Annotated in this window: 21 protein-coding genes and 3 pseudogenes; 10 read left to right on the top strand and 14 right to left on the bottom strand. The window is 37.1% G+C overall.

Annotated elements, in window-relative coordinates:
- Positions 1-342 precede the first annotated feature (342 nt).
- A pseudogene (locus DQN23_RS08900) lies at positions 343-2,029 on the top strand (IS1182 family transposase).
- Here the strand turns inward: DQN23_RS08900 and DQN23_RS08895 are convergent.
- The 11 genes and pseudogenes from DQN23_RS08895 to DQN23_RS08845 form a co-directional block, all read right to left on the bottom strand.
- Positions 1,980-3,047, bottom strand: a complete 1,068-nt coding sequence (locus DQN23_RS08895; protein ID WP_058814347.1) for an FUSC family protein — start codon at positions 3,045-3,047, stop codon at positions 1,980-1,982. The pseudogene DQN23_RS08900 and the gene DQN23_RS08895 overlap by 50 nt on opposite strands.
- A 28-nt stretch (positions 3,048-3,075) precedes the next feature.
- A pseudogene (locus DQN23_RS08890) lies at positions 3,076-3,885 on the bottom strand (IS982 family transposase).
- A 365-nt stretch (positions 3,886-4,250) separates the two neighbouring features.
- Positions 4,251-5,150 (bottom strand): IS30 family transposase, encoded by a 900-nt coding sequence (locus DQN23_RS08885; protein ID WP_111713059.1) that lies wholly within the window; start codon positions 5,148-5,150, stop codon positions 4,251-4,253.
- Positions 5,151-5,301: 151 nt separating this feature from the next.
- A pseudogene (locus tag DQN23_RS08880) lies at positions 5,302-6,302 on the bottom strand (IS30 family transposase).
- Positions 6,303-6,731: 429 nt separating this feature from the next.
- The gene (locus tag DQN23_RS08875) at positions 6,732-7,154 is read right to left on the bottom strand and encodes an ArpU family phage packaging/lysis transcriptional regulator (RefSeq protein ID WP_020917644.1); all 423 of its coding nucleotides are present in this window, start codon (positions 7,152-7,154) and stop codon (positions 6,732-6,734) included.
- A gap of 1,061 nt (positions 7,155-8,215) precedes the next feature.
- Entirely contained in the window at positions 8,216-8,488 is a 273-nt protein-coding gene (locus DQN23_RS09510; RefSeq protein WP_228380503.1) for a hypothetical protein, read from the bottom strand.
- Between the two features lie 16 nt (positions 8,489-8,504).
- Positions 8,505-8,780, bottom strand: a complete 276-nt coding sequence (locus DQN23_RS08865) for a hypothetical protein (RefSeq protein ID WP_052317436.1) — start codon at positions 8,778-8,780, stop codon at positions 8,505-8,507.
- Positions 8,781-8,784: 4 nt separating this feature from the next.
- Entirely contained in the window at positions 8,785-8,925 is a 141-nt protein-coding gene (locus DQN23_RS09120; protein ID WP_020917642.1) for a hypothetical protein, read from the bottom strand.
- Positions 8,918-9,073 carry a hypothetical protein gene (locus DQN23_RS09115; RefSeq protein ID WP_020917641.1) on the bottom strand — a complete coding sequence of 52 codons (156 nt, stop codon included), beginning with the start codon at positions 9,071-9,073 and terminating at the stop codon, positions 8,918-8,920. Before DQN23_RS09115 ends, DQN23_RS09120 begins: the two co-directional genes overlap by 8 nt.
- A gap of 208 nt (positions 9,074-9,281) precedes the next feature.
- Positions 9,282-9,530 (bottom strand): hypothetical protein, encoded by a 249-nt coding sequence (locus tag DQN23_RS08855; RefSeq protein ID WP_020917640.1) that lies wholly within the window; start codon positions 9,528-9,530, stop codon positions 9,282-9,284.
- Between the two features lie 389 nt (positions 9,531-9,919).
- Positions 9,920-10,567 (bottom strand): BRO family protein, encoded by a 648-nt coding sequence (locus tag DQN23_RS08845; protein WP_020917639.1) that lies wholly within the window; start codon positions 10,565-10,567, stop codon positions 9,920-9,922.
- Between the two features lie 319 nt (positions 10,568-10,886).
- Here DQN23_RS08845 and DQN23_RS08840 point away from each other — a divergent pair, with 319 nt between their 5' ends.
- From DQN23_RS08840 to DQN23_RS08825, 4 genes are all read left to right on the top strand, one after another.
- Entirely contained in the window at positions 10,887-11,465 is a 579-nt protein-coding gene (locus DQN23_RS08840; protein ID WP_111713058.1) for a helix-turn-helix transcriptional regulator, read from the top strand.
- 130 nt (positions 11,466-11,595) lie between these two features.
- Positions 11,596-12,765, top strand: coding sequence for a tyrosine-type recombinase/integrase (locus tag DQN23_RS08835; RefSeq protein WP_020917637.1), 1,170 nt, complete (start codon positions 11,596-11,598; stop codon positions 12,763-12,765).
- 251 nt (positions 12,766-13,016) lie between these two features.
- Positions 13,017-13,616: an aggregation-promoting factor gene (apf, locus tag DQN23_RS08830; protein WP_020917636.1), complete on the top strand. Its 600-nt coding sequence runs from the start codon at positions 13,017-13,019 to the stop codon at positions 13,614-13,616.
- Between the two features lie 252 nt (positions 13,617-13,868).
- A complete protein-coding gene (locus DQN23_RS08825; protein ID WP_111713057.1) occupies positions 13,869-14,537 on the top strand; it encodes a transglycosylase SLT domain-containing protein in 669 nt (222 codons plus the stop codon).
- 28 nt (positions 14,538-14,565) lie between these two features.
- Here DQN23_RS08825 and DQN23_RS08820 read toward each other — a convergent pair whose 3' ends face one another.
- The 3 genes from DQN23_RS08820 to sdaAB all read right to left on the bottom strand — a co-directional run bounded on the left by DQN23_RS08820 (position 14,566) and on the right by sdaAB (position 16,845).
- On the bottom strand, positions 14,566-15,201 hold the full coding sequence (locus DQN23_RS08820) for an HAD hydrolase-like protein (protein ID WP_020917634.1): 636 nt from the start codon (positions 15,199-15,201) through the stop codon (positions 14,566-14,568).
- A gap of 88 nt (positions 15,202-15,289) precedes the next feature.
- Positions 15,290-16,162 (bottom strand): L-serine ammonia-lyase, iron-sulfur-dependent, subunit alpha, encoded by an 873-nt coding sequence (gene sdaAA, locus DQN23_RS08815; RefSeq protein WP_020917633.1) that lies wholly within the window; start codon positions 16,160-16,162, stop codon positions 15,290-15,292.
- An 11-nt stretch (positions 16,163-16,173) separates the two neighbouring features.
- Complete coding sequence (sdaAB, locus tag DQN23_RS08810) at positions 16,174-16,845, bottom strand: L-serine ammonia-lyase, iron-sulfur-dependent subunit beta (protein WP_039696101.1); 672 nt, start codon at positions 16,843-16,845, stop codon at positions 16,174-16,176.
- 258 nt (positions 16,846-17,103) lie between these two features.
- Here sdaAB and mnmA point away from each other — a divergent pair, with 258 nt between their 5' ends.
- The 5 genes from mnmA to dnaB all read left to right on the top strand — a co-directional run bounded on the left by mnmA (position 17,104) and on the right by dnaB (position 24,371).
- Positions 17,104-18,225 (top strand): tRNA 2-thiouridine(34) synthase MnmA, encoded by a 1,122-nt coding sequence (gene mnmA, locus DQN23_RS08805; protein WP_111713056.1) that lies wholly within the window; start codon positions 17,104-17,106, stop codon positions 18,223-18,225.
- Positions 18,226-18,533: 308 nt separating this feature from the next.
- Positions 18,534-20,438, top strand: coding sequence for a tRNA uridine-5-carboxymethylaminomethyl(34) synthesis enzyme MnmG (gene mnmG, locus DQN23_RS08800; RefSeq protein WP_058832891.1), 1,905 nt, complete (start codon positions 18,534-18,536; stop codon positions 20,436-20,438).
- Between the two features lie 109 nt (positions 20,439-20,547).
- Complete coding sequence (locus DQN23_RS08795; RefSeq protein WP_058832890.1) at positions 20,548-22,527, top strand: DHH family phosphoesterase; 1,980 nt, start codon at positions 20,548-20,550, stop codon at positions 22,525-22,527.
- On the top strand, positions 22,524-22,976 hold the full coding sequence (rplI, locus tag DQN23_RS08790) for a 50S ribosomal protein L9 (RefSeq protein ID WP_058814338.1): 453 nt from the start codon (positions 22,524-22,526) through the stop codon (positions 22,974-22,976). Before DQN23_RS08795 ends, rplI begins: the two co-directional genes overlap by 4 nt.
- 33 nt (positions 22,977-23,009) lie before the next feature.
- Positions 23,010-24,371 carry a replicative DNA helicase gene (gene dnaB, locus DQN23_RS08785; protein ID WP_111713055.1) on the top strand — a complete coding sequence of 454 codons (1,362 nt, stop codon included), beginning with the start codon at positions 23,010-23,012 and terminating at the stop codon, positions 24,369-24,371.
- Position 24,372: the final 1 nt, after the last annotated feature.

Raw genomic sequence — 24,372 nt, 5'->3', positions numbered from 1 at the left:
GAATTACATATGAAATACCTTTACCGCCATACACGGGCTTTTAGGCGGGTTCTAGGACGTTCTAAAAAATTCAAAAAGGGAATTTTTCGTACGGAAGAGGGCGGCGTTGTAGAACACGAACGATACCAAGCCCCATTAAAAATCAATGAGGTATTTTCGAATGCTTTAACCGCTAGCCTGTTTACTGTATTCCTACTGTTTTCTACTGTATCCAAGCAAAAAAGAGGCTGGGCAAAAACTAGCTTCAGAGTACAAAAAAAAACGAGTATTTCCGCAGTTGGATCTACTCGTTTTCCTATGTCATGGTTTATAATAATAAAAAACAACTAGAAATCCATGACTATGTATAAAGAGTATAACACAAATCAGTTAAGTTTAGAACTAAATCTTGCTTGCGACATTCCCATGAATTATGAAGCTAGATTCATTAGTCTTTTTGTGGATAGTATTCCTAATCATGTGTTACTGGAAGAAAAATCTCATACGGGTCGTCCCACTTTTCATCCCGCTATACTTTTAAAAATGATGCTTTGTGCTTATGCTCGTCAGGTCTTTTCGGGTCGCAAAATGGTTCAGATGAATGATGAAGTGATTCCAATGAAATGGTTAAGCCAGGACACCTATGTGAGTTATAAGACCATTAATAATTTCCGTTCTAGTAAGCATGCTAATAGCTTGATTAAGACTGACTTTATTTATTTCACCCTGCTCATGCGTGAGAATGGCATGATTGTTTGTCGACGGCACCAAGTTAGAAGCTGATGCCAATCTCTATTCGTTTACTTAGAAAAAAGCAGTTAATAAGTACGAAGAAGCATTGAATGGGAAGACCGCTGAACTTTATGACATCCTTGTTCAAGAAGGGGTAGATTTAGCTCTCTCCAAAGAAGAATGCGAAACTAGTGAAGGGTTAGTACACCTTTTAGAAGATACAGAGCAGACCTTGGCGGCAGTTGAAAAAGCTCTTTCTGAAGAACCCAAAGTTATCAAAGGAGGCTCCACTAACAAACAGAAGAGACGTCGTATCAAGAAACTCCGTAATCAATTGAAGAAAGATTACCTTCCTCGTAAACAGCGCTATGAGAAGAATAGAGAAATTCTTAAGGAACGCAACTCCTTCTCTAAAACAGACCATGATGCTACCTTTATACGAATGAAAGAAGATCATATGATGAACGGTCAGCTCAAACCTAGCTACAATGTACAAGCTGCCACTAATGGTCAATATGTGCTTACCTATAACATTTTTCCAAACCCAACAGATACTAGAACTCTAAAGCCATTCCTAAACTCTATCCAAACTCTGGACTTATTCCAACATATTGTAGCCGATACAGGTTATAGAAGTGAAGAAAACTATGTTTTTATCATGGATGAGCTGGAAAAACACCTCTAATCCCTTATGGCATGTATCAAAAAGAATTAACGAGGAAATATAAGAAAAGTCCTAATAATTCCTGTAATTGGGATTATCTTGAAGAAACCGACCAGTTTATGAAACCAGACGGAGTGATTTATTCTTTTAAGAGCTACGCTCGTCGATGTGATAAGTATGGCTTTAAACGTGATTTTAAAATCTATGAGGCAGATAAAAATACAAGACACACCAGAGTTAGAAGAACTTACCAAAACAGAAGGTGGCAATCAGAAACACATTTATTACAATCCAACTTGGAATTACTTTAAAGAACTCATAAAGGAAAAATTGAATAGCGAAGAAGGCTCTCGTGTCTACGCCAAACGGAAAACCGATGTCAAACCCGTTTTTGGTAGATTGAAGAGTGTTTTTTTGCGTTCGCAGAGTCCACGTTAGAGGGAGACAAGCTGTTCAGAGATTGGATTTCTCTTCATGAGTATGAATCTAACAAAATTGGCTAAGAATCTATCCTTAAGAACGTTAAACACTCAAAAACCACACAGTGATTTTATCATCTTGATTGTTTTCAAGACTGAAATCGTTGTGTGGTTTTATTTTAAAGCTAGTTTTTGCCCAACCTCTTTTTTCCTTTTTTCATTAAAGACCCAGTAATATTTACGAATATAAGATGATATAAAAAAGCATACCCTACTCCTAATAAGTTAAGTGTTATTCGTAGGAGTACCGTTGTTTTTAGTCCAAATATTAATGTTGCTGAAGTGATTGCTCCAATACAATTAAAAATCGTTTTGTTTTTATATGTTGCACAAAATCCTAAGCATATTCCGCCTAACATTCCAAGATAATTTATTGGAATAAGAAGCAGAAGTAACCCTGATAAAATTGATCCTCCAAAGATTCCAATAACTCGCTCTTTTGCTCTTTCAGAAATTTTAAAAGTGTTATATCCAGAAAATAGAGAGGAACAAGCAAAAGTCGACCACATAAATCTATCAATTCGTAAATAAGTTCCTAGAAAGAGTAATAAACTAATTCCGAACGCATAGTAAAAATACCAAATATTTTTGTTATTTATATGTCTATTTTCTTTTATTATATGAATAAAGGAAATGTTTTCATTTGAAAATTTATGTTTATGATAGAAGATGATAGCAAAAAGTCCATAAGAAAATAATAAAATAAAAAAGGAATGTACTACTTGAGTATTGGATATATAGTGTACTGTTCCAATTAAATATAGATAGGAAAAGGAGTATAATCCGGGGTTACCCATTTGGGGCTCTTTACCGGTGATAAAAAATAAAAGCAATAAACAAATGAAATGAAGTATGAATTGGATAAATGGATAAGCTATTAAAGAAATGAACGGAGCTAACCAAAGTATAATAAAAACAATTCCTAATCCTACTAGAGAATGACCTACTCTATAGCCAAATGGTACAAAACGTAAAGTTAATAGAATACAAAATAGAATAAGTGAAAACGATGAAGTATCTTTACCAAATATAAAATTTAGAGAGCTTATCCAAAAAATAGCAAAGGAGACTAATAAAATTGCTCTTATAAAAAGACAAGCTATAAGCTGAAGTTTTTGTTTCTTATTATCAACATCATGTATCTTTTGCTTTAAGGTTAGAGGATCTAATTGTAATAGTTGGTAAAAGTGCATATAAAATAATTCCTTCAAACTCGTGGTGCTAGTTCATTTCAAAATAGCGTAAGTTATGAGCCAGAATAATTTGTTCAATTCGTAACTGTAGTCCGGCTAGGATTCTAGCTAATGTCTCTTTGACATCACTTTCCAATCGTTATGTTCTTCGGTCTCTGTCATGTTTTTACGAAACGACGTCCATAGATAGTAACCTTGTTGTTCTAAGTCCTTCTTGTGTTCACTGCTCAGGTAGCCTAAATCACCTAGGATAGCCGATTGCTTACATCCCTCTAATAAGTTCATAGACCACCTTGATATCATGAACAGGGGCTGGCGTGACAACAGAGGTCACAATATAACCAGATAAGGTCACCAGAATATGAACTTTGAAGCCGTAGAACCAAAGATGTTTAGAGGCATTGTAGCCAATATCGGCTAAGCCTTTTAAAATGATAGCTCTATGATTGCAAACAGGTTGGCAAAGTGGTAAAGGAAAACTATTTATAATGGCTAGTTTATCAGATGGAAGCATTTCACTCATAGCTTTTCGGATTAATTGGACGAGCCAAATCAATTGTTTTGACCGACAATTGAAACGACTTCTTTCTAGTAGCTGTCCACAAGGAAAGAGGTGGCAGATGCTGTAGAAATGACGCTGTGACGTTATGCCTAGTTCAGCCTGTAACAAAAGTAAGATAAGAATTGATTCATCTGAAACTTTGGCTAAACTAACATTATGCCGATGTTTGAAGGAATCTGGACAGTAGTTTTGGTAGAAGCGATGACAAATTTGTGATAATTGGTGTACATTCCATTGTAAATGATGAGATTTAGCAGTATACTGTAAGTGGCTCATTTGGACTAACCTCCTGTATGTTTCATCACTTACAGTATAGTCCATTTGCGCTTTCTATTGTGTTTTGAAATGAACTAGCACCACGGGTTCCTTCAAGTATTTAAATATAGTAAAATTCCTTAATAATTGGTAGTAATAGAAAAAAATTTGAAGCAATCAATTTTAAGGAGTTCCCATGAGAGTAAATAACTAAGATTCAGTCTACTTATGATACAATGCCTCAAATTTTCTACATTTTAACAAAATATACGATTCCAAAAGTGCCAGTTTTATATTAATAAATAATTACCACATTGTCAAGTCAAGTGCAACAAGTTCTTGAATAGGCTAGTATTCCATTGTTAGGGCCAAATTTCAAGTTCAAATTAGCCAGCCTGTAAAAACTCTTTAGGAGATTTATAATTGAATAGTTTCTTTGGATAGTTGTTAATCCAGTTTTCAATAAATGCGACTTGTTGTTGAGTCGCATTTTTGCTTCCCTTAGGCAACCAACGCCGGATGAGTCTATTATGATTCTCATTAGTACCACGCTCCCAAGAAGAATACGGGTGGGCATAATAGATATGAGTAGGGTCAAAAACTTCCGCTAAACGACTGAACTCAGCCCCGTTATCAGCTGTGATAGAATTCATTTGATAATCCTTGAGGATTGCTTTCAGAGCTTGATTGACTGAAGCCGCGGACTTATCGGGAATGACTCGAATGATTTGATAACGACTCTTTCTATCGGTTAGAGTCAACAGACACTCGTTTTTTGCCCGTGTTTGAATAACCGTATCAATTTCAAAATCACCGATATTCTCACGCTTATTAATACTTTCTGGTCGTTCCTCAATAGACTTTCCAGCTGGCTTAAAATTGGGACTAGCATGCTTTTTCTTAGCTTTCTCTTGTCGAGGATAAAGCATATCAGCCTTGGTCAATCCTAAGTGTCCATGATGAATCCAGTAGTAAATGGTGGAGATGGGAACAGGTATCCCTTTTGACTTTACCATCATCTCGGGAGAGTATTTCTGTTCGATGTAGTGAGTTATCTTTTCTTTGAGTCCCTTGGTTAGGGAGACTTGTTTAACAGAACGTTTGCGATTGTTTTGATAGGCTTTTTGAGCAAAATCAGCTGAGTAGATCACTTCAAATTTTCCTTTACGCACTTGTTGTCTAACCTGACCACGTTTGACTTCGTTGTGAATGGTTTGAGGAGCTTTAGCTAATCTCCTAGCGATTTCACGATTTGAGAGCCCTTCTTGAGGCCAATGTTCAATCATTCTACGTTCAGTTAGTGTTAAATGTTTACTTTTTAGTGTTGCATCTCAGAGTCTTTCTAATTGTTGTTGTGGTGATTACAATTATATCTCTCTGAGATGTTTTTTGATACCCTTAGGTGGCTAACTTCATTTTAGAACTTTCCTTCCATTGTTAGGTTGTTTGGGCTAGCCCAAACAGAAATTTTGCAGTTTTGTAATGATGAAGTCGTCTAGGTCTCTCATTGATAGCTTTGATATAATGTGCTAGTTCCTTTTCGGTTAATGAGTTGAAAGATTGTCCTTTAGGGAGAAACTCTCTCAAAAGACCGTTAAAGTTCTCGTTTATTCCTCTTTCATGAGAGGAATAAGGATGGGCGAAGTAAATATCAACCTCTTCTAAATCCGATAGGCAACTGAATTCAGAGCCGTTATCTGATGTGATAGAAGTAATCGGGTGTTCAGCCAAGAGTTTTTTATAGCTTCATTGATGGTTTCTGCTTGCTTATTTGGTAGCTTACACGCCAAGGCAAATCGTGTTTGACGTTCGACCAAGGTCATGATAACAGCGTCTCCTTTGGTCTTTTTACCGAGAACTAGCTCAATATCCCAGTGTCCAAACTCAGAATGGTTATTAATCGTTTCTGGACGCTCTTCAATAGATTTTCCAAAGGTCTTCTTATTGACTGTTGTTTTATATTTAGACATCTTTCTGATACTCACCATCTTTGGTAAATCTATTGGCTTGATAAAAATAAAACCAACTGCGATATAGCAATATAATATCTTCGTTGAAGGAATGGTTTCTGTTGGATGCTCCTCTTTGTATTCATGAACAAACGTATCTACGCTATGTCGACGAACATTGGATTTAACAGCCTTATCTAGTTTTTCAAAGAAAGTCGGAGAGCACTGATCCAATTTCAGGTAGGTATTCTTTTTTCGATTTTCTTCATAGATATGTTGACCACTGTCAGCGAAATAGGTTTGATAATAAATTTGTTTTCCATTTATATTTTGGACTTGTGTTACTGTGCCACGCTTAATCTCACGGGTAATTGTCGAATAATTTCATCCTAATAGACGGGCAATCTCAGCAGGCTTTTTCCCGATCTTCAAATAGGCACTAGTTTCACCTCGCTCAGAGGGTGATAAGTGAGAATAACGAGACTTTATGGTAAAGTGCTATGACATAAGCACACATTTTCATAAATGCTTATAAACGTTGATATTATAACGTTTTCAATTTTTTCTATTTTCATAAATCCTTATACAATTTCTTTGTGGGGGAGTAAATGGGGGAGTAAATTTTACGAGTTCAGCAGGCAAGAAACTAGCACTCAAAAGGTGGTTTTTTAGTTTGGCTGTGGTATAACATAATTGTTCTTGATAATCTTTTAATAACTTTTTTAGATACTGATAAACTAAATTCGTTAATGTATCACACTTTCTGATTTTGGAGCTTTGCAACTAGCAAGGTTCTTTTTTTGCTCCTAGACACGTTCTACAGGCGCTAACTCTAACCTAAAGACTGGTCTGGTATAAAATTACCCTCGGAAAGTCTTTGTGGTTGCTGTAAGCTATTCTACAAGCTATCTGTGAGACTTAGAATTGATTGTGGCGCGTGAGTTGTTCCAAAGAAAACACTAACAGTTCACCATTTTTATAATGTCTGGCAAATTCAAGAACCCCACGCTCTAATTTCAGATAAAAATTAGTCTCTGACATCATCAGTTCATCATAGATGATATAATCTTTCTTATTGTGCCATTTGCAATACTTCTCAATAAGAATTTGCCTTAAATATTGCTTATCAATGCTATTGATAGCTTCTGTAATTACCCGTAGCTCCTTAAAAGCTTGTAACTGCCTTTCCACTTTGATATTTAACTCTACCATTTTAAGCTCAAATAGGTAGTTATCTGTTATTTTGGGTATAAGTTCTTCTCCAGCCATACGGGAATAACGTCGATACAATTTTAAAACCTCATAAGCATTTCTATTTGTCAGCTTCTTATCTATTTCCATTATCTGCCTCCTGTGCTATAATGTAAGCTGGTAGAGCCTTTCTAACGCCTATGAAACGGTTTTCTGTGGAGGCGGTAGGACGGTTCTACCTTTTTGTGTTATAATATATGTATTGGCACAAAGCCAAAATAAATATAGAAAATGTTATGATATTTAGTAGCGTTTCATATTTACGAGGGCTTGCGTGACAGGGCTTTTTCTACATTGAATTTACCAAATATTCGCTTTCGGACTGTGGGTTATCCATGGTCTTTTTTGATACCTAAAAACTGAGTTAATCATATTATTAGTTACCTAACAAATAGCATAATAACAAAACTCAATGCAAGTGATGACACCCCTTAAAAATCTGAAAAATTGGTCTGCGGTGTAAGAAAAACACCTTGTGGTGGCTCTCCTTGGTACGAGATAGGGGCTGGGGTCAGTTTAAACACTCGGACGATATAAATAATTTATACCCCAATCACTTAAAACATCATACAGGACATTTTAGGGGCTAATAATAACATGCTAGAAAACTCAAAAAGGGAAAATCACACATAGAAAAGGGTGGCGTTGTAGAACACAAACAATACCAAGTCCCATTAAGAATTAATGGGGTATTTCCGAATAATAACCAAGGTAAGCGCGTGTTTTCTCACGGTTCGTTTCACTATCCAAGAAAAGAAGCCTACTGATAATCAGTAAGCTTCTTTTCTTGCCTTTGCTGTCTCGTCTGTTGATACTATGATAACAGACTTTGCTTTAATCTTCTTTGTTTAGACTTGTATTGTAATACTCCAAACCTTGATACTCATTATCAACGTCTACAGACTTGAATCAGTCAATCGCTTCATCATCTAACATATCAAACGTTCCGATTGCTGTTTCACTATTTGCGTTCAATGGTTCATCACTTAACAAACGTTCTGCATAATCTAACAACTCACTCTCATATAACGCAACCTTGTGAGCTAATTCCTCAGACGCTGCTTGTTCCTTTAGTTGTTCTGTTCGTTTGTCAATATACTCATGAATAGTATCATCATGAGCATTCTCACGCGCTCCCTTGTCGCTATCCTCTACTTCTTTACTAACTCGTCATAGGCTAGTGTTTTATTAGCTTCATTATCCAAGTCGCTATCTTCCTCGATTGGCTTTGGTTGACAATGTAATTCATCATCTTCTAACATCATCAAGAAGCTTCCTAAGCAATTGAAAACAAGAAAGGCGATTCCATCAAACCCTTCTTGTTTGCCTGGTAGATTGTAAAGCTCGTTCATTGTTTTAGGTTGCTTATCGCTATTTTGTTGCTCTTCTTTAATTTCTTCTTCCAATTGTTCAATGTATAGCACTTATAATAATTCCTCCTTAAATTCTTGTTGAATATTCCTTTCTAGCGATACTTTCAAAAGTTCTATCCAACTTAGTATCAGCAATAGGAGGCGTGTAACGTTTAAGCCCTCTAGCCTCCCAACGTCTCAAAGTAGGATAAGATACCTCTAGGCGTTCGGTTGCCTCACGCTGTGAGATTATCCCTAATGGGTTCTCTAAGCTTTCATATCGTTCTAGATAAGTACCAACCTTAGTTAAAATACCACCTATTAATGCTTGCTCTGTTTCATTGCTTAGGAGATTAATTTCCATACGGTCATACCTCCATTTTTCGAATTTGTCGGGTAACCCAATTCAAACGGTCACGCGCATTTAATCGCTTAAACTCTTCTAATTCCTCGGGCGTTGCTTGTTTCTCGATACAAATAGCAATCTTGTATAATTCTTTATCAGTCATTGTCTGCCCCCAATCCTACAATCAAACTCTCTAAACCTTTCTTGATAAAGTAAAGGCTAGTTAGCGCGTGGTGTTTATCACCTTGTAAAATTGCATTATCTGCTAGGTCAATCATGTTATAAATAAAGTCTTTTTCTTGCTCGTACATTCCTTATACCTCCTTAGTTGTAACGTTTGCCATACAGTTGGAATGTAAGCCCCGTATCGCTCTTTGACGTGGTCTGTGTGTGGTTTCTTTAGTCTCTTGTTTAACGTCCTCTCTGGGCTTGATATATAGCAATAAAACCAACGCTAACAACCAAAACTCCATAAGAACCAACTGTCCCAAATTGGTAAATTGATTTCTTGGCAAATCATTATTCTGCCTCCTCCTCAAAGTTGATTAGTTTAAAAGCAATGTCATCAATTTCAGCGCTCAATTTTTGCATTTGCGTGTAAATATTCGAAAGAACTTTGGTAGCAAAATATGCTGTAGTGGTGTTATCTGCTTTCCGGTTCAGTGCTGTTACCGCCTCACTAGCGTGTTGTATCATCTCTAATCTTGGTAGTAAGTCACTTAATTCAAATCCAAGTTTTTCAAGTTCTTTTAATTCATCTGTTCTCATATTCTGCCCTCTCTAATCTAAATGTAAATCAATAGTGTTAACAATTTTGATAGTCTTACCCTCGCTCGCAAGGATATCCAATTCCCACTCGGGGAACTTTTTACCCTGCCAAAACTTATCCCTATTAGGTGTTGTTAGCATGTAATAACACTTAAATTGACCCGTGTTGTTATAGTCATAATCGTTCACTTTTTCAAATAACAGTTTCATCTGATTACCCTTCTAAAAACGCCTTAAGCATTGATATAACGCTGTTCCTATACTATAATATAAGCATAGAAGATAATCCTAAAACCCTCATAGCCTGCCCGCTGTAGTGTTTTATTTTATCTAATATTTTTCAAGTTTCATTTTGGTTTGAGCTGTCACTCAAGCCTTTTTTGTTGCTTTCATAACTGAACTTGTGACAATGTATCACGGATAACACTGTATTCCATGTTCAGCTCAATCATTGAAATAACCGCTTTTTCATAAGCTTGATATTTTGCTAGTTCCACGCTTGTTAAGCAATCAAGCCCCGTTTTACCACCTCTATCCTCGGTTAGTTTTGCTTTATTCTTACCCGTTGATAGTTTTAGAAGTAAGTTGTTAACCGTTGGGAAAGCCATTTTAGGAGCGTTGTCCCATTTACTGATAGCCTCGTTCAATGTTTTGTGTGTTGGTTTCTCTAAGGCTCGTTGAAAGCGAAAATTAGCGTTTTCTTTCTCTAATTCTTCGATATAGTCATATATCCAAGCTCGGAAAACTTTACCTTTTTCAGTTCGGGACAATATGCCAATTTCAAAGATACCTCGTTTATTGAACAAACGTGTTTCTTGGGTACCGCCCGTACTGTAGGGTACCTTAGTAACGATTGAATACTGACTTTCCCTTAGGTATGGGTTACGCTCTAACATTTTTTCAACTGCTCTTTTACTTTGGTAACCAAACCCTTGTGCCAACTGTTCGATAGTAACTAAGATTGCTCTATCTTTGTTCAAATAGAAGTCAATTTTAATCTCTCCGAACTCCCCTTTTTCTCGTTTAATAATTTCCATATAAAATTTCCTCCTTTATCCCATTATTGTAATTTTGAATATTAGGGATTTTTTACGCTTTTTTATATTTAATAATCTTTAACCAATCAAGCCATGGCTTTCTCAAAAGTCTTTGTTCTAACTTCCCCGCCCGAGCGTAACTTCCTATAAGTGATATGGTTCACACCAATCTGTTCCCCTGCTTGTTTCGCTGTAAGTTGCATGTCTGCTTGGTTTCGGCGAATTGCTTTAACATAGTTTTCTATATATTGCCAAGAGACAAAATATATTTTTTATACTTTTTTTGTGTTATAATCTAACGTGAAAGGTACTTAGATATATGAATAGATTAAAAGAAATAAGGAATAACGCCGTACATAACGGCCATAAAATGAGACAAGCTGACCTTGCGGAACTATTAGGAGTTACAAAACTGACTGTTTCCAACTGGGAAAATGGCAAACATGAAATAAAAGCAGACAAAGCCAATGAAATAGCTAAACTGTTCAATGTTTCTGTTTCCTATTTACTGGGCTATTCTGATAAAAAAGAGCCATATTATAATGATGAAATACTTTTAGATAATGGTAGCGGTGGCGTTTCTTCTCTTAGCTTTAAACGTCATAATGACTTACAAAAAGAGTACGATAAGCAAATTAGAAAAGATTTTATTAATTTCTTGCGTTCATATGATTTTGTTATTAGTGACAATGAAATAAAGGTACTCTTAGAACAGATTTCAAGTTTAAACATTAGTACAGTAGCTCATATTGACCGTGAAAGAGTACTCCAACAAGCCAACCCTAAAAAATATCTTATAGAAAATGGATATAAAGAATTAGGTGACTTGTTCCAATCTAATAAAGGGATTGATGACTTTTATAAAGAAAAAGGTTACGACCCAGAAAGCACTTTATAAAATCACCCCAACCGATAACGATTAGGGCGGATAATATTTATTTGCTACCATGCTATTTTGAATGGCTCTAAAACCTCAGACTCTAAAACCTTTATAGCCTGCCTGCTGTAGTTAAGAGAAGAGGTTACAAATGGTAAATATTAAGAAAATCACAAAGAAAAACGGTATTACTGTGTACCGTGAACAAATCTATCTAGGTATTGATTGCATGACTGGGAAACAAGTCTATACAACTATTTCAGCACCTACAAAAAAAGAACTCAAACAAAAACGTGAGTTCAAAATAAACAAATTTAAAGAAAATGGATACACGCGCCATAAGAGTGTGAGTGTTAAGAACTACCGTGAACTAAGTGAACTGTGGTTAAAAAACCATAAGTTAGAAGTTAAACCACAAACATATAGCCAAACAGTTAGCGAACTAAAAACGTACCTTTTACCTGTGTTCGGTGATATTAGGGTAGAAAAAATCACACTCCCAATGGTTCAAGTTTTCGTTAATAAAATAGCTAACAACCCTAACCCTGGTTCGGTATCTCTAAAAATAATCTTGTCTATTAATAAGCGTATTTTAAAATATGCTGTTAAATTACAATTGATAACCGTAAATCCTGCCGATAACATTATCGTACCTAAAAACAAGAAAAATATTTCCCAAAAGAAAGAACTAAAGTATTTTGAGACCAACCAATTGAAACAATTTAAAGACTACTTGGATAAACTACCAAATACTTTTAGAAACTATTACCATAAGACTTTGTATGATACTTTACTTGCAACTGGTCTACGTATTGGGGAGGCTGTAGCACTTGAATGGTTTGATATTGACTTAGACAATGGTTATATTGACGTTAATAAAACTATTGTCTGGTCTCGTATGGAAACAAATAGCCCTAAATCCATGGCAGGATATAGAAAAATCCCAATTGATAGGAACACCGTTCTAATGTTACGCCTTTATAAAGCACGCCAACACCAATGTTTTATAGAACACGGTTATGGTGGTAAAATGGCGGAACATGTTTTTTCAAATGGTCTCCACGCTTACCCTAGCCGTGAGGGTTTACAAAAAACACTAACAAAACATTTAAAATTAGCAGGTTTGCCCTACCTTACATTACACGCTTTTCGCCATACACACGCAAGTTTACTTTTAAACGCTGGTATCAGCTATAAAGAATTACAACAACGTCTCGGTCATTCTACCCTAGCTATGACTATGGATACTTATAGTCACTTATTCGATGATACAGAAAAAGAGGTGGTTAATTTCTTTGAAAAAGCCATGGCGAGTTTATAGAATATATTAAATTACATAACACTAAAATAATACCGCTTACTATAAATCTTGATTTCATAAGGTTTATGAATGAATTTTAGGAATTCTCTTATTTTATCTTAAAGAAAGCTAAAACGCCTAATCTGTAGGCGTTTTCTTTATATTATAAGAATCTAATTGTAATATTTTTAATATAACTCTAAAGCCAGAGTAACATTAAGTCTGTATTATATAGCCTGTACTAATTTTTGAAACAAAAAAAGGAGCATATAATGCAAACAAATATTTTTAAAACTAAATCGAAATCTATTAAACTTGGTCTTGCCGGTGTAGCCGCAGCAGCAGCACTTATTGCCCCAGCAGTTGCTAACGCTGATTCATACACAGTAAAATCAGGTGATACACTTTCTGAAATTGCTGTAACTTACAACACTACAGTTGAAAAATTGACTTCAATTAACAAAATCGCTAACGTTGACTTCATCACTGTAGGTCAAATCTTGGAACTAGATTCAGAAGCTACTGCAGCAGCAACTACAACTGAAACTGCAGCCGTAGAAGCAGCTCCAGCTGCTACAGATAACTCAGTGGCAGCAGCACCAGTACAAGCTGAAACAACAACTACTTCTTACTCATCAAACTTGGGTACTTCAGACGCTCAAGCTAAAGAAATCATTGCTCAACGCGAATCAAGCGGTAGCTACACAGCTCAAAACGGTCAATATTATGGTCGTTACCAATTGACAATGTCATACCTAAATGGTGACTTGTCAGCTGAAAACCAAGAACGTGTTGCCGATTCATACGTAGCAGGACGTTACGGTTCATGGTCAGCAGCCCTTGCATTCTGGAATGCCAACGGTTGGTACTAAGATAAGAGACTTTTCTTAGAGTTAATATTATTTACTATTTAGCGAATTACCAGTATTAGATAGATAAGCTTGAAGAATTTATCTTCAAGCTTTTTTTATGCCTACAAAAGCTTGAATTTTAGCGTTTTCATAGTAAAAACGAGGTTAATCTCAATATCTCTGTAATATTTTTAACATATTTTCAATCTGCGAGTAATAAATAAATTATATGATAGGAAACAGGAGTTCTAGAGAGGTATATATTTATTTAACATGTATAGTAGAATTACTAAAGCAAAACATAGAAAAATTAGAAATATTATTGTCAGCATCCTTGGAGCTATTTTAGTTGTAGCGATGGTTGTTGTCCTTATTCCAAAAATAGAAGCGTTCGCAGAAACTATTACAACTCGCTCAGAAGCCGGAGCTGCGAAAGCTGTATCAACAAGTTCTGAAAGCTCTGATGTGTCATCAACAAGTATCAGTTCAACTACAGCAGACTCAGAAGAATCAAGCAGTAGCTCATCAGAAGAAACTGAAGAAGTTGAGGCCTCTTCTACCGAAGAGGTTCAAGAATCAGAAGCAAGTTATGCTGAGGTTGGTCCAGCTACTGATAATACAACGACTGTAGCTGCTGCGACTACACCATCTTCAACGACAGCCCAAGCGGCACCTTCAATAGCTTTAAATGGTAATACAGCAGGTGCTGTTGGTTTAGATGCCGCTGCCCAAATGGCTGCCGCAACAGGTGTTCCACAATCAACTTGGGAAGCTATCATTGCACGTGAATCTAATGGAGATCCAACGGTTGCCAATGCTTCAGGAGCATCTGGTTTATTCCAGACTATGCCAGGTTGGGGATCAACTGCAACAGTTCAAGATCAAATTGCAACAGCAATTAAAGTTTACAATACTCAAGGACTATCAGCTTGGGGATACTAATTTAATAGAAGAAAAAGCACTAATCACCCTATAAAGATGATAGTGCTTTTTTAATATCATATGGATGGTGACAGATGCTTTCTGCCCCATGTTCTTGTAAGCTTTCTAAGCTACCAAATCCCCAGGTTACCCCAAGTCTGCGAACTCCTGTTTTTTGCCCACCAATCATGTCGAACTTCGTATCACCAATGATAACAGCTTCATGCGCTTGAATGCCTTGTTCAGTTAGACAGGCCTTAATCACATCAGCTTTATGGAAGTACTCGGGAGTAGACCCATAGACTTTTTTAAAGTGTGAAATAATACCAAGCTCTGTTAACATCAAGTTAGCCATAGGTTGGTGCTTACTTGTGGTAACAAATAGTGAGTAATTTAAGTCATTTAATTCTTGTAGAGCTTCTGCAATACCAGTGTAAAGAGAGACTTGGTGGACTCCTTTTTCACCATAGTAATCTCTAAAAGTTTTGATAGCATGGTTAACCTCATCGGATTGCTCAAAATAATGACCAAAAGTGACTTCTAGAGGAGGTCCGATAAATGTTGACAACTGTTTGTCAGTTTGTAAAGGTAGTTGTAACTTTTCGAAAGCATAATTAAATGCTGCTTTAATACCAGGGCTTGAATTTACTAGTGTTCCATCAAGGTCAAATAAGATAGATTTCATGTTTACTCTCCTGTAAATTTTGTCAATAATGATTGACAAATCCGTCAATTAGCAAGGGACCAAATAAATAGTATTCGAATACTAGCGTCTATTCGCCAAAGATTTTAGCTTGTAAGCGACGACCAGTAGGTGTAGCAGCTAAGCCACCTTCAGCAGTTTCTCGAAAGGCTGTTGGTAAGCTAGAGCCTACTTGGTACATGGCATCAACAACTTCGTCAACGGGAATCTGTGATTCAATGCCAGCCAGGGCCATGTCAGCAGCAACTAAGGCAAAACTAGATCCAAGTGCATTACGCTTAACACAAGGAACCTCGACAAGGCCAGCGACAGGGTCACAGATTAAACCTAGCATATTTTTGATAACAAAGGCTACAGCTTGACTAGCTTGGTAAGCAGATCCTCCAGCAGCTTTGACAAGAGCAGCTGCGCTCATGGCTGAAGCAGAACCGACTTCGGCTTGACAGCCACCCTCAGCACCAGAAATAGAAGCGTTATTTCCGATAACCAGCCCAAAGGCACCAGCAGTGAATAAGAATTCTAATTGCTCTTCTTCAGAGAGGTTTAATTTATCAATAGCCGTTGTTAAGACAGCAGGTAGGCATCCAGCAGAGCCTGCTGTTGGAGTGGCACAGACAAGCCCCATTTTGGCGTTTAGTTCGTTGACAGCAATTGCGTTTCGGACAGCTGTTAAAACGGTTGTATCAGACAAGGTTTTACCTGATTTCAAGTAGGCATCCATCTTGACAGCGTCTCCGCCTGTCAGCCCACTAATGGATTTACTAGGAGTGAGTCCATCAGTGACAGAATTTTTCATAACTTGAAGATTTTTCTTCATGATATGAATAATTTCATCACGGCTACGTCCGCTTAATTCTGTTTCTGTGGAAATCATTAGCTCAGCAATATTGCCGTTAAAGTCTTTATCGGCTTGTTCAACTAATTCTTTAATAGAATAAAACATTCTTTTCCTTTCTAGTCAAAGAAATTGACATTGTGTAGGTGCGGAATGTGCTGGATTTGTTCCACAGCTTTATGACAATCACGTGAGTCAACTTCGATAATCATAATGGCTTTTTCACCAGCGCGTTCGCGGGTCACATTCATTTGAGCAATGTTGATATTGTGTTCAGAAAGAATATCTGTTACTTTTGCAATCATACCAGGAATATCTTGGTGAACGATAATGAGAGTAGGGGTATTCATTTTAAGAGAAACAGAGAATCCATTAAGTTCAGTAACTTCAATATTTCCTCCACCAATTGATACACCTGTGATACTCATGTTTTTATCACCTTTTTCAACGGTAATCTTAGCAGTATTTGGGTGAGGGGCATTACTGTCCTTTAAAATATCCCAATAAATGCGTACCCCTTTTTGGTGAGCAATTTCTAATGAATTTTTAATATCTGGATTGTCAGTATCCATTCCTAGGATACCAGCAACGAGTGCTTTATCAGTTCCGTGTCCACGGTAAGTTTTAGCAAATGAATTATATAAATGAAATGTTACGGAATCAGGAATTTCTCCGAAAATAGAGTTAACAATTTTTCCAATACGAACAGCACCAGCAGTGTGGCTGCTTGATGGGCCAATCATAACAGGTCCGATAATATCAAAGACGGATTGGAATTTTAGATTTTTCATATCTACTCCTTCTAGAATCTATGCTTACTTATTATAACAAAGGAAAGGAATTGGGTAAACGATAATAAATCGCTTACTTTTATAGAAAATGAGAAAAAGATTTAAAAATAAGTCTAAATGCCTCACATAAGTGGAAATTCATGTTATAATAGTCTTCGCGTGGATTTCTGCGCTCAAAATCGACCTTCAAATCGATTTTTGAAAAACTGGGCCCTTCAAGCCTATGTTCGAAAAAAATATCTTGATGGGAGGATTATCATGACAGATAATTCAAAAACACGTGTTGTTGTTGGTATGAGTGGAGGCGTTGATTCGTCTGTAACTGCTCTTCTTTTGAAAGAACAAGGTTACGACGTTATTGGTGTTTTCATGAAAAACTGGGATGACACAGATGAATTCGGTGTGTGTACAGCAGCCGAAGATTACAAAGACGTAGCAGCTGTTGCTGACCAAATCGGTATTCCGTATTACTCTGTTAACTTTGAAAAAGAGTACTGGGATCGTGTCTTCGAATACTTCCTTGCGGAATACCGTGCAGGACGTACGCCCAATCCAGATGTAATGTGTAATAAGGAAATCAAATTTAAAGCCTTCCTTGACTACGCTATGACACTTGGTGCCGATTATGTGGCAACTGGGCACTACGCACAAGTCTCTCGCGATGAAGATGGTACAGTTCACATGCTTCGTGGTGCAGATAATAACAAAGACCAAACTTATTTCTTAAGTCAATTGTCACAAGAACAATTGCAAAAAGTAATGTTCCCACTTGGTCACTTGGAAAAACCAGAAGTGCGTAAAATTGCTGAACGCGCGGGACTTGCAACAGCTAAGAAAAAAGATTCAACAGGAATTTGCTTTATTGGTGAAAAGAACTTTAAACAATTCCTTAGTCAATATTTACCAGCTCAAAAAGGTCACATGATGACTGTTGATGGCCGTGATATGGGAGAACATGCTGGCTTGATGTATTACACAATCGGTCAACGTGGAGGTCTTGGTATTGGTGGTCAACAAGGTGGCGACAATGCTCCTTGGTTTGTTGTCGGAAAAGACCTTTCAAAAAATATTCTTTACGTTGGACAAGGCTTCTACCATGAATCATTAATGTCAACTAGCCTTGACGCTTCAAGTATTCACTTTACACGTGATATGCCTGAAGAATTTACAATGGAAGTTACTGCAAAATTCCGTTATCGCCAACCTGATTCAAAAGTTACTGTTCATGTTAAAGGTGACAAAGCAGAAGTTGTCTTTGATGAACCACAACGTGCTATCACACCAGGTCAAGCTGTTGTATTCTACGACGGTGAAGAATGCCTAGGTGGTGGAATCATCGATATGGCTTATAAAAATGGCGTTGCTTGCCAATACATCTAATTGACAATTCTGTAAAGAAAGGTTGACAATTGTTGTTTAATTTGGTCAATATTGCTTGAAAAATTATCAGCAATTAAATTGACTTTTTAACTCAATTTGATACAATAATCATAACAATGACGATGATGGTCAAAGCTCATGGGAATTGTAGGCCTTTTTGGTTTACATTTTCAAAGCTTTGATCATTTTTGTGTTTTAGAAATCATTTTATATTTGGAAAGGAATGCTTTAAGTAGGTTAGCTAATTTTTTGACCATTTTGTTTGATTAAAAGTTGGCTAAGGCTTACTTGATATTGTAATTAAAATCATGACACATGAATTTGCTGAAAATTATGATGTAATTGTTGTTGGTGCAGGGCATGCTGGTGTCGAAGCTAGTTTGGCTGCAGCTCGTATGGGTTGTAAAACAATGCTCGCTACAATCAACTTGGAAATGTTATCCTTTATGCCATGTAACCCTGCAATCGGAGGTTCTGCTAAAGGGATTGTTGTTCGTGAAATCGATGCCCTTGGTGGAGAAATGGGTAAAAACATTGACAAGACCTATATCCAAATGAAAATGCTTAATACTGGTAAAGGTCCAGCTGTGCGTGCTCTTCGTGCTCAAGCTGATAAGGCCCGTTATTCACGTACAATGAAGTATACTGTTGAACAACAAGAAAACTTGACTTTACGTCAATCAATGATTGAAGAAGTTTTAGTTGAAGATGGAAAAGTTGTTGGTGTTCGTACAGCTACTAACCAGAAATTTTCAGCCAAAGCAGTTGTTATCACTACAGGTACAGCTCTTCGTGGAGAAATCATTTTAGGAGAACTCAAATATTCATCTGGTCCTAATAACAGCTTGGCTTCTATCGGACTTGCTGATAACTTGAAAGAGCTTGGTCTTGAAATTGGTCGTTTCAAAACAGGAACACCACCACGGGTTAAAGCAAGTTCTATCAATTATGACGAAACAGAAATTCAACCAGGTGACGAAAAACCAAATCATTTCTCATTCATGTCAAATGATGAAGATTATCTCAAAGATCAAATTCCTTGCTGGTTGACATATACTAACCAAACAAGCCACGATATTATCAATAAAAACCTTTATCGTGCCCCAATGTTCTCAGGAATTGTTAAAGGGGTAGGTCCTCGTTACTGCCCATCTATCGAGGATAAAATTGTTCGATTTGCGGACAAAGAACGTCACCAACTTTTCCTAGAACCAGAAGGACGTGAAACTGAAGAAGTTTACATTCAAGGATTGTCAACAAGTCTTCCTGAGGATGTTCAAAAAGAATTGGTTCACTCAATTAAAGGACTTGAAAATGCTGAAATGATGCGTACAGGTTATGCGATTGAGTATGATATCGTTTTGCCACACCAATTGCGTGCAACACTTGAAACTAAGAAAATTTCTGGACTCTTTACCGCAGGTCAAACCAATGGTACTTCAGGTTATGAAGAAGCTGCAGGACAAGGGATTGTTGCTGGTATTAATGCCGCTCTTAAAGTTCAAGGTAAACCAGAAATGATTCTAAAACGTAGTGATGCTTATATTGGTGTTATGATTGATGACTTGGTAACAAAAGGAACTTTGGAACCTTATCGTTTGTTGACAAGTCGTGCAGAATATCGTTTGATTTTGCGTCATGATAATGCCGATATGCGTTTGACTGAAATTGGTCACCGTGTTGGTTTGGTCGATGAAGAACGCTATGAACGTTACTTGAGCCGTAAACGTCAATTTGACAACGAGTTGACAAGACTGTCAAACCTTAAAATCAAGCCTATCAAGGAGACTAATGCGCGTATTGAAGCACTTGGTTTCAAACCATTGACAGATGCCTTGACAGCTAAAGAATTCATGCGTCGTCCAGAAATCAATTATGAAATTGCAACAAGTTTTGTCGGTCCTGCGGAAGAAAAACTAGATAGCAAAGTAATTGAACTTTTGGAAACTGAAATCAAATACGAAGGATACATCAACAAAGCGCTTGATCAAGTGGCTAAGATGAAACGCATGGAAGAAAAACGTATCCCTGCTAATATTGATTGGGATGATATCGATTCTATCGCGACAGAAGCGCGTCAAAAATTCAAGAAAATTAATCCTGAAACTATCGGACAAGCAAGCCGTATTTCAGGGGTTAACCCAGCTGATATTTCTATCTTGATGGTTTACTTGGAAGGTAAACAAAAACACCATCGCAATCAAGAAGATTAAGCATCATTAAAACAAGAAAGCAGCCCTTATTGACTGGGGTTGCTTTTCTGCTTTCCTACTATAAATTAAGCCTATTTTATGGTATAATTGTAAGCTAAGAGGTTAACCAATGAAAAGATTTCGATTTGCAACTATCCACTTAGTCATGATTGGCCTTATTTTATTTGGCATTTTGGCTATCTGTGTCAGACTTTTTCAGACGGAGTCAGCTATTTTAGCTGCAATCTTTTTAGCGCTTTCTTTACTTGTAGCTTTGCTTTACTACCAAAAAGAAAATTACGAGCTATCGGAACTTGAACAAATTGAATTATTAAACAACCAAACAGAAGTCGGTTTAAAACATCTTCTAGAGCAAATGCCAGTTGGTGTTGTTCAGTTTGATCAAGAAACAAATGAGGTAGAATGGTTTAATCCATATGCAGAGCTCATTTTTACTAGTGAAGAAGGAGAGTTTGAGGATGACGTCATTCGTAGAATTATTGGGGCTAAGCGAGAAGGGGATGCCACTCAGACATTTGAGTTAAATGGCAATAAGTACTCATCTTACATCGATTCTTCAACAGGGATTTTCTATTTCTTTGATACATCTATGGGAAATCGTCAGTTGGGGGATGCAGCCTTTTTGCGTCCAGTTATTGGGATTATTTCCATCGACAACTATGATGATGTAACAGATGATTTGTCAGATGCTGAGATTTCACAAATCAATAGCTTCATCGCCAACTTTATTTCGAATTTTACAAAGTCAAAAAATATTTTTTATCGTCGTGTCGACATGGACCGTTTCTACTTTTTCACAGATTATGCTGTGTTGAGTAGTTTGATTGACGATAAATTTGATGTTCTGGAAGCTTTTCGAAAACAAGCTAAAGAAGAACATAATTTGCCATTAACGCTTAGTATGGGCGTTTCTTATGGTGATAATAATTATCAACAAATTGGACAAGTTGCTTTGCAGAATTTGAATACGGCACTTGTTCGTGGTGGTGATCAGGTTGTTATTTGTGAAAACGACGAGCATAAGAAACCATTGTATTTTGGTGGTGGCTCAGTATCTACCGTCAAGCGTACACGTACGCGTACGCGTGCCATGATGACAGCTATCTCAGACCATATCAAAGGGGTTGACCGTGTCTTCGTTGTAGGTCATCGCAACATAGATATGGATGCTCTTGGTTCAGCTGTAGGTATGCAATTTTTCGCAAGTAATATCAACAAAGAATCTTATGTTGTATACAATCCAGATGAGATGAGTCCTGATATTACGCGTGCTGTTAAAAGATTGCAAGAAGATGCTAGGACACGACTTATTACTATTAAGCAGGCGATGTCAATGATGACAGAGCGCTCATTGTTAATTATGGTCGATCATTCTAAGATTGATTTGACCTTATCGGAAAAACTTTACAATAAGTTTACAGATGTGATTGTTGTAGACCATCATCGTCGTGATGAAAACTTTCCAGAAAATGCTGTTCTCACTTTCATTGAAAGTGGAGCAAGCAGTGCTAGTGAGTTAGTTACAGAATTGATTCAATTCCAGAATGCTAAGAAGCGTTTGAGTAAAATTCAAGCGAGTGTCTTGATGGCAGGTATTATGCTTGATACGAAGAATTTCTCAGCTAGCGTTACAAGTCGAACATTTGATGTTGCAAGTTATCTTCGAGCTCACGGAAGTGATAGTATTGAAATTCAAAATATTTCTCAAACGGATTTTGAGGAATATCGATTGGTTAATGAATTAATCCTTAGAGGCCGAAAAATTTACGATAACATTATCATTGCTAGCGGGCGTGATGGTGTCAATTATAGTAAAGTGGTTGCTAGTAAGGCGGCTGATACCATGCTATCTTTAGCTGGTATTGAAGCAACATTTGTTTTAGTGCAAGTTGCTCCAAATAAAGTTGCTATTTCAGCACGTAGCCGTAGTAAGATTAATGTTCAGCGCATGATGGAAGAACTCGGTGGTGGTGGTCACTTTACCCTAGCTGCATGTCAGTTGGAAAATATGTCAGTGAGCCAAGCAGAGAGTGCTTTACTTGATGTGATTGAAAATGATTTAAGAGAAAATATGGAGGCAGAGAGATGAAAGTAATTTTTCTAGCAGATGTTAAAGGAAAAGGTAAAAAAGGCGAAATCAAAGAAGTTCCAACAGGATATGCTCAAAACTTTTTGATTAAGAAAAATCTTGCTAAAGAAGCTACTAACCAAGCAATTGGTGAACTAAAAGGTAAACAAAAATCAGAAGAAAAAGCTCAAGCTGAAGTCTTGGCTGAAGCTAAAGCTCTTAAAGCTGAGCTTGAAAAAGAAGAAACTATTGTTAAGTTTACTGAAAAAGTTGGACCTGATGGACGTACATTCGGTTCAATTACTGCTAAGAAAATTGTTGAAGAATTATCAAAACAATTTGGTCTAAAAATCAACAAACGCGCGATTAATTTGGATCATCCAATTCGTGCAATTGGTTCTGTTGAAGTACCTGTGAAATTACATAAAGAAGTTACTGCTGAAATCAAATTAAATATTAAAGAAGCATAATAATATTTGAGCTTATTAGGGGAGGTGAAAAGATTGACAGAAGAGCCGGAATTGAGAGTTCAGCCACAGGATTTATTAGCAGAGCAATCTGTCTTAGGTTCTATTTTTATCTCGCCAGATAAACTCATTACTGTTCGTGAATTTGTTAGCCCAGATGACTTTTACAAATACTCGCATCGCGTTATTTTTAAAGCTATGATTACTTTGAGTGATCGTAATGAGGCTATTGATGCAACGACTGTAAGAACGATTCTTGATGACCAAGGAGATCTACAAAATATTGGTGGTTTGTCTTATATTGTTGAATTGGTCAACAGTGTACCGACAAGTGCCAATGCTGAATATTATGCTAAGATTGTTGCTGAAAAAGCAATGTTGCGTAACATCATCTCTAGATTGACAGAGACTGTAAACCTTGCTTATGAAGGGGCAACCGATTCAGAAGATGTCATTGCTGGGGCTGAAAAAGCACTTATTGAAATTAATGAGCACAGCAACCGTAGTGGTTTCCGTAAGATTTCGGATGTCTTGAAAGTTAACTATGAGAACTTGGAAATTCGTTCACGTCAAACGAGCGATGTTACTGGTTTACCAACAGGGTTCCGTGATTTGGATAAGATTACGACAGGTTTACACCCAGATCAGTTAGTTATTCTAGCTGCCCGCCCAGCCGTCGGGAAAACAGCCTTTGCTTTGAATATTGCTCAAAATGTTGGGACTAAGCAAAATAGACCTGTAGCTATCTTCTCTCTGGAAATGGGTGCTGAAAGTTTGGTTGACCGTATGTTGGCTGCTGAAGGGATGGTTGATTCTCACAACCTTAGAACTGGTCAGCTAACCGATCAAGAGTGGAATAACATTACCATTGCTCAGGGAGCTTTGGCTGATGCACCAATCTATATTGACGATACGCCTGGTATCAAGATTACTGAAATTCGAGCACGTGCCCGCAAGTTGTCACAAGAGGTTGAAGGTGGCCTTGGTTTGATTGTGATTGACTATCTTCAGTTGATTACAGGGACACGTCCTGAGAACCGTCAACAAGAGGTTTCTGATATTTCACGTCAATTGAAAATCTTGGCGAAAGAATTGAAAGTACCAGTTATCGCATTGAGTCAGTTATCTCGTGGTGTTGAACAGCGTCAAGATAAGCGTCCTGTATTGTCTGATATTCGTGAATCAGGATCTATCGAACAAGATGCCGATATTGTAGCCTTCTTGTATCGTGATGATTACTATCGCCGTGAGGGTGAAGAGAGCGATGAGGCTATTGAAGATAATACCATTGAAGTTATCTTGGAAAAAAACCGTTCTGGTGCGCGTGGGACAGTAAAACTCATTTTCCAGAAGGAATACAATAAATTTTCTAGTATTGCGCAGTTTGAAGAGCATTAAT

The organism is Streptococcus lutetiensis, assembly GCF_900475675.1.
GTDB lineage: Bacteria > Bacillota > Bacilli > Lactobacillales > Streptococcaceae > Streptococcus > Streptococcus lutetiensis.
This window is presented reverse-complemented; position numbering and strand designations above follow the sequence as displayed.